Here is a 12248-nt window from a genome sequence, read left to right as displayed (position 1 = left end):
TCCACATCAACGACACGACGGCGGAGTAGTCACATGATCGGCCGGACATCTCCTAGCGGAGCTCCGCAGAGCCGGCCTGCTGGACATGGACGACGCCGCGATCGACGGCTCGCATGTCAGAGCTCTCAAAGGGGGGCTCACACCGGACCTTCGCCGGTCGACCGCGCCCGGCCTGGCAGCAAGCACCACCTGATCACCGACCGCCACGGAACACCCCTTGTCGTGTCGCTGACCAGCGGAAACCGGCACGACGTCACTCAGCTCATGCCGCTGCTGGACACGATCCCCCGCATCCGCGGCCTGGTCGGCAGGCCCCGTCACCGGCCACGGCGGCTGTTCGCCGACCGCGGCTACGACTACGACAAATACCGACGCCTGCTCCGCGCGCGCGGCATCACGCCGAAGATCGCCCGCAAGGGCACCGCCCACGGCTCCGGCCTGGGCAAGACCAGATGGGTCGTCGAGCGAACCTTCGCATGGCTCCACCAGTTCAAACGCCTCCGGATCCGCTACGAGATACGGGCCGACCTCCACCTCGGACTGCTCCAACTCGCATGCAGCATCATCTGCTTGCGACGACTCCGAACCTCATTCTGAAATGATCAGCACGTAGGCGGTGGATGTCATCTGCCGGCGGAGTCCGGCAGCGATTTCCATTGCTCGGGTCTCGTCCTCGTACGGGCCGATCCGTACCGCTTCCAGGCCGGGCCGGTGAACGATGACCGCGTGGCCGACCGGGTGGGTGTAGCGCACGGGCCGGCCGAGCTGGTGGCCGTAGGCGATCTCAGCGAGCGTGGAGTCACCGATGTAACCGCCGGAAAAAGCGCCTGAGTTCGAGATTTCTGAGGCGCTGGCACCACGAACTTGGCCCTGCCGGCCGGGATCCTCGGCTGTGTACGGCTCGATTCCGACTGATTCGGAGTGCATGACGTTTTCGGTGCCCGATGAGCCGATCCGTGGTCAGCCGACTTCAGGTACCGCACCAGGCGGAGCAGGTTCCTCCGCGGTGACATGCCGGATGTGGCCTACCCACGAGTCCGGCGTCAGGGAGGACCACTCAACGTCGATCTCAACGCCGTGGAATGTGCGGGTGAGGTCCGCAAGCTGTGTGAAGATCACCCTCTGTACCTCCTCAGGGGCCGCGTCGGCGGGCATCAGGACCTTGCCGCATCCGCCACCCGCGTCGTCGGCGATGAACGTGTAGGGCCACACGTCTTGCCCAGTCAGCAGGATGATCTCCTTCGGTATGCCGAAAGAGGGCCGCTTCTTCGTCGTCTTGGGTCGTCTCGCCACGGCGCCATCCAACCTGACGGACCGCGGGGTCAGGCACCCGCCATGCACACCTCAGCCACCACAACCAGGCCTGACCAGAGCCACAAGACGCCTCCCACCCGGGTGAAGGTATGTTGATCATCAGTCGGCTGGGCCATGGGGAGGAACTGCTGTGCCAGATATCGAGGTCCCGAAACCTGAGCCCGACTGGCAGCCGGCTACACAACCGCCCTACTGCACCGGCAAGAATCCCGCCCACCAGTACAGCCTCTGGGAGCACTCCGCTCCGCTGTTCCAGATGGTCGGAGCGCTGACGCTGCCAGTACAGCCTGTGGCCCAGCGACTACGTCTGCACGTGGAGCGGTCGTGGGACGGGTTGGACGAACTCGACGTCGTTCTGTTCCGGCTGGATGGGTTCAGCTTCGCGATCAGCAAGCACGACGGCAATCCACTCGGCGTCTCGTATGTCTGGCTCACCCAACCGCACGAGCAAGCCGACAAGGCCCTGGAGACCCTCCTGAAGGTGGTCGGGATCGGGGAGGACGTCATCGCGTTCCGTGGGGACGCTCACGATTTCCGAGCCGGGCGGGTACCCACCGCACAGGACCGTGGCTGTCCAGACAACGCTTCTGGCTTCACCTCGCCGACCTCTTTGTGGGAGAGATTCCGGCGTGCCCTCGGCATGACCCAGTAGGCACCCCCGCCGCTTGACGACGGTCGGCGGATTCCAGCAGCCGTCGAAAATAACTACTCTTCCTCGTAGGCGTTCTGGAGCATCTGCACGGTGGTCCAGCGGCTTCGGTCTTGGGGCTGGCCGGTGGGGTCGAGCTCGGCGATCCGGACGCCGCTGTAGCTGTCGGTTGCGGTGACGATCACGCGGAGACCGGTCGTGCACCGGGATCGCCAGACGCTGTCGACGGCGGGGGTGGGCTGGGTCATCGGCAGATTCCTCGGCAGTGGTCACAGGTATCGATCAGGTCGTGGGATCGGGTGTCGCACGGGTTGCCGGTCCGCTCGCGGGCGAGGGCAACGTTGCGGTGCTCGTAGAGTCCGTCGCCACCGCGCAGGTAGTAGCCGGAGTCCGTGGCAAACATTCGGACGGAGGTGATCTCGCGGGTCTCACCGGCGCCAAAACCGGCCGTGATGAGCACGTGATCACCGGCCTTGAGGAATCTGGTCATAGGGTCTCCTCTTCCAAGAGGGTGCGGGCCATGCCGCGGGAGGGGCCCGGAGCGGCCGGTGTGGTTCGGCCGTTCCGGGCGGGTGCTGCGGGGTGGCGGTTACTTGCCGTACTGCTTGGTCTTCTTGAGGATGTGGTCGCGGGTGTAGCCGAGGACTTCGGTGGCGTCCTTCTGAGCCCCGTGGTAGGCGCCGGCCAGGGTGGCCTGCACGGTGCTCCAGAACTCCTTCTCAGCCTTCTCGCGGAGCCGGTCGGCTTCCTCAAGGGCTTTTTCCCGCCGGTCTTTCGTTTCGGCGAGCTGCTGCTCCAGCTCCTTTCTCGCGCCGTCGGCGGCGTTGCCCTGGGGGGTCATGGCGTGCTCCTTGTGTGGTGGTGAATGATGCGTGGACCACCTGTTTCACTCGGAACGGGTGGAGCCCGGGGCGGTCGGCTGAGTGTGGTGACCTGACGGCCGGCCCGGGACCCACACCTATAACGCATACTCATGGAATGCATTTCAAGTGGCTGCATCGGTGAGTGCCGGCCGAAGCTACTCGGCCCCTGGCCAAAGGGGCCGTCAGCGAGCCCAGGCCGCAGCCCTCCCGTCGCGATCGGGATCGGGATCGGGAACCGCGACCGAGGCCGTCGGCGCGGCCTGGTGCCGTATGGCGGTGACCGGTACGGCGCCCACGGCGGCAGGCTTGGCCCAGGCGAGGCTCCAGGCGCCGCCGGGGAGGGAGCGAAGCGTCGCATGGGCGTGGACAGCGCGAGGGATGCGGGGAATCGCCTCGTGCGGGTCGTCTCCGGGGTACAGGCACCAGTGGGTCCAGTCGTGGACGCGGCGCATGTAGAGGTCGGCGGCCTGGATGACGGTGACCCAGCGGTGATGGCCCAGCAGGAGGAACAGGGCGGGATGAGCGCCGCCTCCGGCGCCCGGAACGGCGAGGCCGGTGACGCTCAGGCCGCAGAGGACCTGGATACAGCCCAGGAGCGCGGCGTCCTTCAGCGGTCCACAGCCCGGTCCCGACGGAGTCGGGCAGGGTTGCGGTCATGTGAGGCTCCTTTCGGTGGTGCGCAGGTGCGGGAGCTGATCGAGGACGCGTTCCACGAGGTCCGCGGCCGGCCGCCACGGGCCGAGACGGCCGGCCGCGGGGACGGGCAGGGCGAGTTCGTGGACATCGGCAAGCTCGAGGTGCCACAGCCGACCGGGGAAGGCCCACGGCGTGCAGGGCTTGGCGCCTTCGGGGTCCTGGTGGCAGCCGGTGACGCGGACGAGGCCCAGCACGGCGCCGGTCACCAGCTCGCGGCCACGGATCGCGCGGGCGACCAGCGGGTCCCGCAGCGCGCTCCGGTCCAGGCTCTGACCGGCATGGAGCAGGAACCAGCCCGGCCGCCACCGGCGGGGACGGTTCTCGATGTCCTTGCCGGCCAGGACACAGGCGGCGAAGGGCTGGCGGAGCGTCATGCCACGGATCTCATCGTTCCTGAGCGGAGGTGTGCTGCTCATGGGGTGTGTCTTTCCTTCGGCGAGGAGGCCGGGCAGGTCTGTCCGGTCCTCCGCACCGCCCCAGCCCCGGGGTGGGGTTGGGGCGGCACGGGGAGCCGTCAGCGCGAGGTGGGGGAGGCGGTGTTGCGGTGGTTCTGATCGGCGGTGATGAGCGCCAGGAGCTCGGCGGACAGGGTGACGTCCTCCAGGAGGACGCGGAGGATCGAGCCCATGCCGTTGCGCTCGACCTCGTTGAGCCGGTCGAAGACGGCGTGCGCGTCGCGGTGGGCGCTGATGGCCCGGACGTAGTCGGCCTCGGTGGTTGCGGTGCGCTGGGCACCGCACTGGCCGCAGCGGAAGGTGGCCTGGTCCCAGCCGGACGCCGGCTGGTCGGGGCGGGCGCTCATGCGACCGAGGGCGTGTCGTGGACGTCGGCCCCGTCCGCTTCGACTCCGACGGCACGGTCGGCGGCCTCGTGGTCGATTCCTCCATGGTGGCTGCAGTGCGCGCACTGCAGGGCCTCGTCGGTGTCGAGTTCGCCGCGGCGGGCGCGGTGCAGGTCGAGGACGGAGTGGACGGGCACCCAGGCCGGGCCGGGGCACGGCCCGCCGTCGGCGGTGTCGTCCTCGCCGGCCGGGCAGACCACCAGGACGTCGAAGCCGACGTCTCCCTGACCGTCCACGTTCAGGCGCAGGGCGGGGGTGAGCGTGGCGGATCCGGCGCGCAGTTCGACGACGCGGTCACCTCCGGCGAGGGTGGAGCTGTCGCGCCAGTCGGCCAGGCGGGCGATGTCGGGGCCGAAGAAGCGGCGCAGCAGGAGCTCTTCGCCCAGGCCGTCGCCGTCGTCCCAGCCGAGCTCCACGCTCTGGTCGGCGGCCGCGCGGGCGAGGAGTGGGGTGAGGCGGTCGAGGCTGGAGGCGAACACGATGTGGTCGAAGCCCTCGTGGCGCAGGCGCGGGTGGGCGTCGACGGCGGCGCGGTGCTGTGCGCGGACGGGTCCTCGGGCACGCGGCGCTCGGCGGGGCGGTCGGCGTTGCGTGCCAGGCACACCGACAGCGGGGTGTCCATGAGGACGGTGACGGTGGGGATGCCCCAGCGGCGGGCCGTCTGCGCCAGGCGCGCGGACGGTCTTCTCGTAGTTCGTAGCGTTCTCTGTCAAGTTTTAGTGTTCACGGGTTGCGCCGATTGGCCTGGTTCTGCGCTGGGTGTGAACTGCCTGCTCCGCCTTGGCTCTCGCTGAGTGGCCTCTTTCGGCCAGCGGCCTCAGTCGCTGGCGTGTGGTGTGTGTGAGGAGGTCTGGGCGGTGGCAGCCCAGGAGGCGAGCAGGCGCAGTCCTTCTTCGGAGGGGGAGGCGGGTTCGGCGGTGTAGATGGTGAGGGTGAGGCCGGGTTCGGCGGCCATCTCCAGCCCTTGATAGGCGAGGATGAGTTCGCCGACGGCCGCGTGGTGGTAGCGCTTGAAGCCGGTGCCGTGGTGGCGCACGTCGTGGGAGCCCCAGCGGGTGCGGAAGGCGTCGCTGCGGGTGGAGAGCTCGCCGACGAGGTCGTGGAGGTCCTTGTCGTGGGGGTCGCGGCCGGCCTCGGTGCGCAGGATGGCGACGGAGATGTCGGCGGCCTGGTCCCAGTCGGGGTAGAAGCGGCGGGCGTCGGGGCTGAGGAAGGTGAAGCGGGCGAGGTTCTGCTGGTTGTGGGGGTCGGCGTACACGTCGGTGTAGAAGGCGCGGGCGAGCCGGTTGGTGGCCAGGAGGTCCATGCGACCGTTGCGGACGAAAGCCGGGCCTTCGGTGACCGCGTCCAGGGTCCACTGCAGGCTCGGGTGCGGCTTCCACTGCCGGGTGGCACGGCGGCGGGGCCGGGCGAGGGCGTCGGAGCCGTCGGCGGCTTGGGCCAGGTGGAGCAGGTGGGCGCGTTCGGCGTCGTCGAGCCGCAGGGCGCGGGCGACGGCTTCTAGGACGGCGGGGGAAACGCCGGCGAGGTTGCCGCGTTCCAGCTTGGCGTAGTACTCGACGCTCATGTCGGCCAGGGCGGCGACCTCGCTGCGGCGCAGGCCGGGGACCCGGCGCCGCGGGCCTGCGGGGAGCCCGGCCCGTTCGGGGGTGATTTTCGCGCGCCGCGAGGTCAGGAACTCGCGGGCCTCTTCACGGTTGTCCACATCTTCGACGGTACGTCCCGCGCACGACCATAGGGATGTACTGGCAGTACACCCTTTGATGGTGCCTCGCTACGGGCGCCAGGAGCGGGTTACCTGGATGACGTGGTGCTTTCCGCCCGCCGTCACGGCGGGCATGCACCCGGCCCAGCACTCGGCGGTGGCCCCGGCATCCCGGCGGCTGCCTGCCACGGCACGTAAAGGAACTTTTCCCATGCGCGGAGCAGTGATCCACGCCCCCGGCGACGTCCGCTTCGAGACCTTGGACGACCCGAAGATCCTCCACCCCACCGACGCGATCATCCGCACGGCTATTACCTGCGTATGCGGATCCGACCTGTGGCCCTACCGGGGTGCCGAGCCGATCGGCGATCCGCACCCGATGGGACACGAGTACGTCGGGTTCGTGGAGGAGGTCGGCAGCGAGGTCACCTCGGTCCAGCCGGGCCAGTTCGTCGTCGGCTCGTTTGCGACCTCGGACAACACCTGCGCGAACTGTCGCAATGGTTTCCCGTCGAACTGCCTGCACCGCAAGTTCATGTCGACCTGCCAGGCCGAGTACGTCCGCATCCCCAACGCCGGCGGCACCCTGGTCGCCCTCGACGAGACCCCGGACAAGTCGCTGTGGCCAAGCCTGCTGGCCCTCTCGGATGTCATGGGCACCGGCTGGTGGGCGGCGGAGGCCGCCGAGGTGAAGCCCGGCTCCACCGCCGTGGTCGTCGGCGACGGCGCGGTCGGTCTGTGCGGTGTGATCGCGGCGAAGGAGATGGGCGCGGAGCGGATCATCGCCATGTCGCGTCATGAGTCCCGCCAGAAGCTCGCCCTGGAGTTCGGCGCGACCGACATCGTCACCGAACGCGGCGAGGAGGGCGTGGCCCGGATCAAGGAGATGACCGACGGGATCGGCGCCGGCAGCGTCCTGGAGTGCGTCGGCACCGCCCAGGCCATGAGCCAGGCCCTGCACTCCACCCGCCCCGGCGGCAACGTCGGCTTCGTCGGCGTCCCCCACGGCGTCGCCGTCGACGGCCAGGAACTGTTCTTCTCCCACGTCGGCCTGCGCGGCGGCCCCGCCCCCGTACGCCGCTACCTGCCCGATCTCATCGAGCGCGTCCTGACCGGCCGCATCGACCCGGGCAAGGTCTTCGACCTCACCCTCCCCCTGGCCGAGGTCGCCGAGGGCTACCGGGCCATGGACGAACGCCGCGCCATCAAGACCCTCCTCACCCCCTGAACCGTCTCTCGACCGAAGGAGCCAATCATGCAGATCACCCGCAGCTCGATCGACACCGTCAAAGGCCCGGCCGACTGGTTCACCGGCGACGTCTACATCGACCCGGTTGCCGCCGCGCCCGCCCCGTCCCGGGTCACCGCGGCCCTGGTGCACTTCATGCCCGGCGCCCGCACCCACTGGCACCGCCACCCCCTGGGCCAGACCGTCTTCGTCACCGAAGGCGTCGGCCTGTGCCAGCGCCGCGGCGGGCCGGTGGAGGTCATCCGGCCCGGCGACCGCGTCCTGTTCGAGGCCGACGAGGAGCACTGGCACGGCGCCGCCCCCAACCGGCTCATGGTCCACCTGGCCATCAACGAGGGCGACGCCGACCACGACGTCGTCCACTGGCTGACCCCCGTGACCGATGCCGAATACGCCGCTGCCCCAGCCGTCTGATCCCGCGCCGGGCCCCGCGTCCATGCCCGCATGACGGCCCTGGAGGTCCTCTCCATGCACTGTGCAGTCCTGCAAGGCGGTCCGCATCGCTTCCGCGGTCGCTCTGCTGCTCGCCATGGCCGCCTGCTCCGGCGGTCCGCGGGAAGCCATGCCGGCAGCCTCTACGGCTTCCGCCTCGGAGCCCGCCGGGCGGCAGGAGACGCCAACCCCCACCACGCCGCCCTCCCGATCGTCGGCCTCTGACAGGAGCACCGCCATGGACATCCGCGTCACCCTCGACGGCCGCCCGGTCGAGGCCACCTTGAACGACAGCCCTGCCGCCCGCGACTTCGCCGAGCTGCTCCCGCTGACCCTGGATCTCACGGACTTCCACGGCATCGAGCGGGTCGCCGACCTGCCACGCAAGCTGGACACCGACGGCGCCCCCGAACCGACCGCAGCCAAGATCGGCGACATCGCCCACTACGCCCCCTGGGACAACCTGGCGCTCTTCTACCAGGACGGGCCTGCCGCTTCCGCCGACCTGCTCATCCTCGGCCACCTCGACGTCAGCGCCGACCAGCTTGGCCGAGCCGGCCGCATCACCATCGAAGCCGCCCCCTGACCTCTCTCCCCGCCCCCACCTCCCGACGGGACAACAACGGCATGAACCCCACCTACGACTTCACCGGCCAGGTCGCCTTCGTCACCGGCGCCTCCTCCGGCATGGGCCTGGCCACCGCCCGCGCCTTCGCCGAAGCCGGCGCCGCCGTCGCCCTCGCCGACATCGACGAAAACACCGTCACCGCCACCGTGAAGGACCTCACTGACGCCGGCCACCGGGCACTCGCCCTGGTCTGCGACGTGTCTGACGAGGACCAAGTCGCCGCGGCCGTCGACCGCACGGTGGAGGCCTTCGGACGGCTCGACATGGCCTACAACAACGCCGGCATCATGCCCCCGCCCACCGACGCCGCCGACGAAAGCGCCGAGCAGTTCGACCGCGTCCAGAACATCAACCTGCGCGGCATCTGGGCGAGCATGAAGCACGAACTGCGCCACATGCGCGACCAGGGCAGCGGCGCGATCGTCAACTGCTCCTCCCTCGGCGGCCTCGTCGGCAACCCCGGACGCGCCGCCTACCACGCCACCAAGCACGGTGTGATCGGCCTGACCAAGAGTGCCGCCCTCGAATACGGCTCCCGCGGTGTGCGCATCAACGCCGTCTGCCCCGGCACCATCGCCACCCCCATGGTCGACGCCATGGCCGCCAAGGGCGAACTCGACCGCGACCAGGCCGCAGCGGGCCAGGCCATCGGCCGGCTCGGCACCGCTGAGGAGATCGCTCAGGCCGTTCTGTGGCTGTGCAGTCCCGGTGCGAGCTACGTGACGGGCGTCGCCCTGCCTGTCGACGGCGGTTACACCGCCCAGTAGCCCCTCCGTCTCCCCCGGCGCCGACACGGTCTTGTGGCGACGCCGATCGAGGGGCCGGCCTCATGTGGGGTGCTGCCACCCGCCGTCCCCCCTCCGGTGGGGCGTCGGCGTCGACGCGGTGACCGGGCCGGGACGGCGATCGCCGCCCGGGATGCGTGGCGTCGTCGGGTTTCAGCAGCGTGGGGCGTCATCTGCCCTACGCGCTTCCGCGGGCCCCGGCCACAGAACGTCGGCGCCGTCGGGCAGCGGGGTGCCGTCGGCATAGACGGAGTGGTCGCCGTGCAAGCCCTTGAGGCGGGAGTCCTCGCCGTTCTGCACCCAGTGGTCGCACAGCGGGTGGACGGCGTCGAAGACCCTGAGGAGGGTGCCGAAAAGAGCGAGACGATCGGCGGCGCGGGGCGGTAAGGCGGTCACGGGGAAACTCCTGGTCGGTGAGGTACGGCAGGTCCGGGCTGTCCGGCCCTCCGCACCGCCTCTGGGCACCGCGCGGTGCGAAGCCCAGAGGCGGCACAGGGAGCCGTCAGGCGGCGACGGGGGCCGGGTCAAGGTCGGTGCCGCGCAGGGGCCTCAGGTGGTGCTCGCCATTCGCTCCCCGATCAGCGCGGCGTGGGCGAGGTTCTGGGCGCGACGTACGGCGTAGTGCTGGGCGCCGGGGCTAGGTTCTGTCGTCAAATGTCACGCCCACATCAGCAGTGAGGCGAGAGTGGCGGCGGCTTCGTAGGACTGGGCGGTCTTGTCGTACCGGGTGGCGATCCCGCGCCATTGCTTGAGGCGGTTGAAGCACCGTTCCACGACGTTGCGGTGTTTGCAGGCCTCGCGGTCGAAGGCCGGCGGGCGGCCTCCGTGGCTGCCCCGCCGGGCCCGGTTGCGGACCTGGTCGGCCCGCTCAGGAATCGTGTGCGGGATGCCGCGGCGGCGGAGCCAGGAGCGGATCGCCTTCGAGCTGTAGCCCTTGTCGCCCAGGACGTGGTCGGGCCGGGTACGGGGTCGTCCCGGTCCGATCCGGGGCACCTTGATCGCTTCCATGACGGTGGTGAACCGGGTGCGGTCGTGGGTGTTGCCGCCGGTGACGACGAAGCCGAGGGGACGGCCCCGGCCGTCGCAGGCCAGGTGGATCCTGCTGGTCAGACCGCCTCTGGACCGGCCGAGGGCCGGGTCGCGGAGCCCCCTTTTCGGGTCCCGGCCGCCTGCTGGTGAGCCCGCACGACGGTGGAGTCGACCGACACCGGCCACTCGATGTCGCCCGCCGCGTCCGCCTTCGCCTGCGCGGCCCGCGGCATCCGGTCGAACGTCCCGTCCATGGCCCACCTGCGGAAACGCGTGTGGAGCGGGGCCCACGGACCATGGCGCTCGGGCACATCCCGCCAGGCGACACCGGTGCGGAACTTCCACACGATCCCGTTCAGGACCCTGCGGTCGTCCAGCCGCTTCCGCCCCCGCAACGACGCGGGCAGCAACGGCCGGACGAACTCCCACTCGACATCCGACAGTTCATGGCGACGTATCACGTCACCATGATCCACCAGCGATGATCATTTGAAGACACCGCCTAGGCGCCCTGCTCCAGCGCGGCCCGCACCCGCTCGACCTGGGCATCGTCCAGTTTGGGCGGACGACCGGGGGCCGGGCGCCGGCGCAAGGCATCGGCGCCGCCTTCCTCCCAGACCCGTTTCCACCGCCGCACACTCTCCTCGCTGACTCCCAGCATCCGTGCGATCTCGGCACCCGAACACGCCTGCTCGAACAACTCGGCCGCCCGCACACGCCGGGCCTCGGCCAACTACGGCCGGGTCAAGGGAGGAACGACAGGCGAAGGCTTGAAAGACACCACACCAGGATCCCAGCAACGAATCCGTCCCACCCACTGAACTAACGAAAAGATCAGTAGGGCGTGCAGAAGAACAACGCGTGGGCGCGCGGCGCGCTGAACTGAGACACCAAGTACCGGAGCGCGCAAGTTAATTCTCTGCGCGTCCTTACTACGTCACGACCGGGGGCAGCGGTTCACAGGCTGCGTGCCATGCGGGAGGAAGGGAGGCAACCCCGGTGCGGGCGGCGATGACCCCGCCTGCGATGGCGCAGGTGGTATCGATGTCGCCGCGCCCGGCGACCGTGACCCACAGGCCCTCGTGCAGGTCGTCGAGGTGCCCCGCCGCACACCACAGGGCGTACGGGACGGTGTCGGGCCCTGACAACCGGTAGCCGGAGCCCAGGACCTCCGCGGCGTGCCGAACAGAGGTGTGCTCCGGCATCCGGGCCGCGATCCGCACTCCCGACCGGACGTCGCTGTCGGTAAGTCGTTCGGCGACTGCCTGGAGGAAGTCCGATCTGGCCGGGGTGGCTCCGCCCCGGCTTCGGGTCGCCAGCGCCGCGGCCAGGGCAACTGCCACCGCTCCGGCGACCGCCTCCGGGTGGTGGTGCGAGACCGCACTCTGACGGGCGGCCTGCTCAGCGGTCACATCGAGATCGGCGCTGTGCCAGGCGCCGAGCGGGGCGGCTCGCATGGCCGCGCCGTTGCCCCAAGAACCCTGGCCGCCGAACTGTCCGGCGACCACTTCCCGCCAGGGCTCGCCCGCATCGATCCGGCGCAGCACGTCATGCATCGAGGCTCCATAGCCGCGATGCGTGTCCTCGGTGTAGGCCGCCGCGAGGCGCAGGGCCAAGCGGTCCTGGTCGACGACCCCCGCGCCCTCGACGAGCTCCCGGACGAGAACCAGCGCTTGAGCGGTGTCGTCACTCCACTGCCACAGCGGCTCCGGGGGCAGCGTCCGCGCCTCCAGGGCTTCCGGACCATGCCTACGCAGGAGGCCGAACCAGCGGTCGCCGAAGGCATCGCCGAACGCAAGGCCGTGCAACGAGTCCAGCACAGCGGTAGGCATGTTGATCATCAGTGCAGTATCGCGGCACGGTGGCTCTCCCGCACCCTGATTTCGGAGCCGCCGGGCTTCTGCCTGCGGATCTGTTGGAGATCTGCAACGCCATCCACGAAGCCTTCCTCGCCCTCCGATGCGCACTCATCTACTGGTCTTTCCGTTAGGAGTTCTTAGAGGTCCTAACAGAAGCTGTTGATCATGTGACTGTCGGCTCGGTTGTTCGTTGGTCCG

General features: G+C 69.8%; 17 protein-coding genes and 2 pseudogenes. 6 read left to right on the top strand and 13 right to left on the bottom strand.

Going from position 1 to position 12248, the window contains the following annotated elements; all coding sequences use genetic code 11:
- Positions 1 to 49: 49 nt before the first annotated feature.
- Positions 50 to 597, top strand: a pseudogene (locus tag IE180_RS35410) (IS5 family transposase); the annotation flags it as partial.
- Here IE180_RS35410 and IE180_RS35405 read toward each other — a convergent pair.
- Positions 589 to 927: a hypothetical protein gene (locus IE180_RS35405; RefSeq protein WP_190161061.1), complete on the bottom strand. Its 339-nt coding sequence runs from the start codon at positions 925 to 927 to the stop codon at positions 589 to 591. The pseudogene IE180_RS35410 and the gene IE180_RS35405 sit on opposite strands and share 9 nt — an antisense overlap.
- Before the next feature lie 33 nt (positions 928 to 960).
- Positions 961 to 1293 carry a hypothetical protein gene (locus IE180_RS35400; protein WP_190161059.1) on the bottom strand — a complete coding sequence of 111 codons (333 nt, stop codon included), beginning with the start codon at positions 1291 to 1293 and terminating at the stop codon, positions 961 to 963.
- Between the two features lie 151 nt (positions 1294 to 1444).
- Here IE180_RS35400 and IE180_RS35395 point away from each other — a divergent pair, with 151 nt between their 5' ends.
- Positions 1445 to 1966 (top strand): hypothetical protein, encoded by a 522-nt coding sequence (locus IE180_RS35395; protein ID WP_190161058.1) that lies wholly within the window; start codon positions 1445 to 1447, stop codon positions 1964 to 1966.
- 53 nt (positions 1967 to 2019) lie between these two features.
- Here the strand turns inward: IE180_RS35395 and IE180_RS35390 are convergent, their stop codons facing one another.
- The 7 genes from IE180_RS35390 to IE180_RS35360 all read right to left on the bottom strand — a co-directional run bounded on the left by IE180_RS35390 (position 2020) and on the right by IE180_RS35360 (position 6068).
- On the bottom strand, positions 2020 to 2211 hold the full coding sequence (locus IE180_RS35390) for a hypothetical protein (RefSeq protein WP_190161057.1): 192 nt from the start codon (positions 2209 to 2211) through the stop codon (positions 2020 to 2022).
- Positions 2208 to 2453 (bottom strand): hypothetical protein, encoded by a 246-nt coding sequence (locus IE180_RS35385; RefSeq protein ID WP_190161056.1) that lies wholly within the window; start codon positions 2451 to 2453, stop codon positions 2208 to 2210. The genes IE180_RS35390 and IE180_RS35385 overlap by 4 nt, the downstream gene beginning before the upstream one ends.
- 99 nt (positions 2454 to 2552) lie before the next feature.
- Positions 2553 to 2804: a hypothetical protein gene (locus IE180_RS35380; RefSeq protein ID WP_190161055.1), complete on the bottom strand. Its 252-nt coding sequence runs from the start codon at positions 2802 to 2804 to the stop codon at positions 2553 to 2555.
- Positions 2805 to 3479: 675 nt separating this feature from the next.
- Positions 3480 to 3938, bottom strand: coding sequence for an ASCH domain-containing protein (locus IE180_RS35375; RefSeq protein ID WP_190161054.1), 459 nt, complete (start codon positions 3936 to 3938; stop codon positions 3480 to 3482).
- Between the two features lie 98 nt (positions 3939 to 4036).
- On the bottom strand, positions 4037 to 4324 hold the full coding sequence (locus tag IE180_RS35370; RefSeq protein ID WP_190161053.1) for a hypothetical protein: 288 nt from the start codon (positions 4322 to 4324) through the stop codon (positions 4037 to 4039).
- On the bottom strand, positions 4321 to 4965 hold the full coding sequence (locus tag IE180_RS35365) for a hypothetical protein (RefSeq protein ID WP_190161052.1): 645 nt from the start codon (positions 4963 to 4965) through the stop codon (positions 4321 to 4323). The genes IE180_RS35370 and IE180_RS35365 overlap by 4 nt, the downstream gene beginning before the upstream one ends.
- A 215-nt stretch (positions 4966 to 5180) precedes the next feature.
- A complete protein-coding gene (locus tag IE180_RS35360; protein WP_190161051.1) occupies positions 5181 to 6068 on the bottom strand; it encodes a helix-turn-helix transcriptional regulator in 888 nt (295 codons plus the stop codon).
- A gap of 211 nt (positions 6069 to 6279) precedes the next feature.
- On the opposite strand from IE180_RS35360, the gene IE180_RS35355 reads away from it, so the two are divergent.
- The 4 genes from IE180_RS35355 to IE180_RS35340 all read left to right on the top strand — a co-directional run bounded on the left by IE180_RS35355 (position 6280) and on the right by IE180_RS35340 (position 9144).
- The gene (locus tag IE180_RS35355; RefSeq protein WP_190161050.1) at positions 6280 to 7296 is read left to right on the top strand and encodes a zinc-dependent alcohol dehydrogenase family protein; all 1017 of its coding nucleotides are present in this window, start codon (positions 6280 to 6282) and stop codon (positions 7294 to 7296) included.
- A 27-nt stretch (positions 7297 to 7323) separates the two neighbouring features.
- Positions 7324 to 7731 carry a (R)-mandelonitrile lyase gene (locus IE180_RS35350; protein WP_190161049.1) on the top strand — a complete coding sequence of 136 codons (408 nt, stop codon included), beginning with the start codon at positions 7324 to 7326 and terminating at the stop codon, positions 7729 to 7731.
- Positions 7732 to 7987: 256 nt separating this feature from the next.
- On the top strand, positions 7988 to 8335 hold the full coding sequence (locus IE180_RS35345; RefSeq protein WP_308434464.1) for a cyclophilin-like fold protein: 348 nt from the start codon (positions 7988 to 7990) through the stop codon (positions 8333 to 8335).
- Between the two features lie 41 nt (positions 8336 to 8376).
- Positions 8377 to 9144 (top strand): SDR family NAD(P)-dependent oxidoreductase, encoded by a 768-nt coding sequence (locus tag IE180_RS35340; RefSeq protein ID WP_190161048.1) that lies wholly within the window; start codon positions 8377 to 8379, stop codon positions 9142 to 9144.
- 171 nt (positions 9145 to 9315) lie between these two features.
- Here IE180_RS35340 and IE180_RS35335 read toward each other — a convergent pair whose 3' ends face one another.
- The 4 genes and pseudogenes from IE180_RS35335 to IE180_RS35320 all read right to left on the bottom strand — a co-directional run bounded on the left by IE180_RS35335 (position 9316) and on the right by IE180_RS35320 (position 12032).
- A complete protein-coding gene (locus IE180_RS35335; RefSeq protein WP_190161047.1) occupies positions 9316 to 9558 on the bottom strand; it encodes a hypothetical protein in 243 nt (80 codons plus the stop codon).
- A 261-nt stretch (positions 9559 to 9819) separates the two neighbouring features.
- A pseudogene (locus tag IE180_RS35330) lies at positions 9820 to 10652 on the bottom strand (IS5 family transposase).
- A gap of 41 nt (positions 10653 to 10693) precedes the next feature.
- Positions 10694 to 10924: a helix-turn-helix domain-containing protein gene (locus IE180_RS35325; protein ID WP_190161046.1), complete on the bottom strand. Its 231-nt coding sequence runs from the start codon at positions 10922 to 10924 to the stop codon at positions 10694 to 10696.
- Positions 10925 to 11123: 199 nt separating this feature from the next.
- A complete protein-coding gene (locus tag IE180_RS35320) occupies positions 11124 to 12032 on the bottom strand; it encodes an ADP-ribosylglycohydrolase family protein (RefSeq protein WP_190161045.1) in 909 nt (302 codons plus the stop codon).
- Positions 12033 to 12248: the final 216 nt, after the last annotated feature.

Source organism: Streptomyces litmocidini (genome assembly GCF_014649755.1).
GTDB lineage: Bacteria > Actinomycetota > Actinomycetes > Streptomycetales > Streptomycetaceae > Streptomyces > Streptomyces litmocidini.
This window is presented reverse-complemented; position numbering and strand designations above follow the sequence as displayed.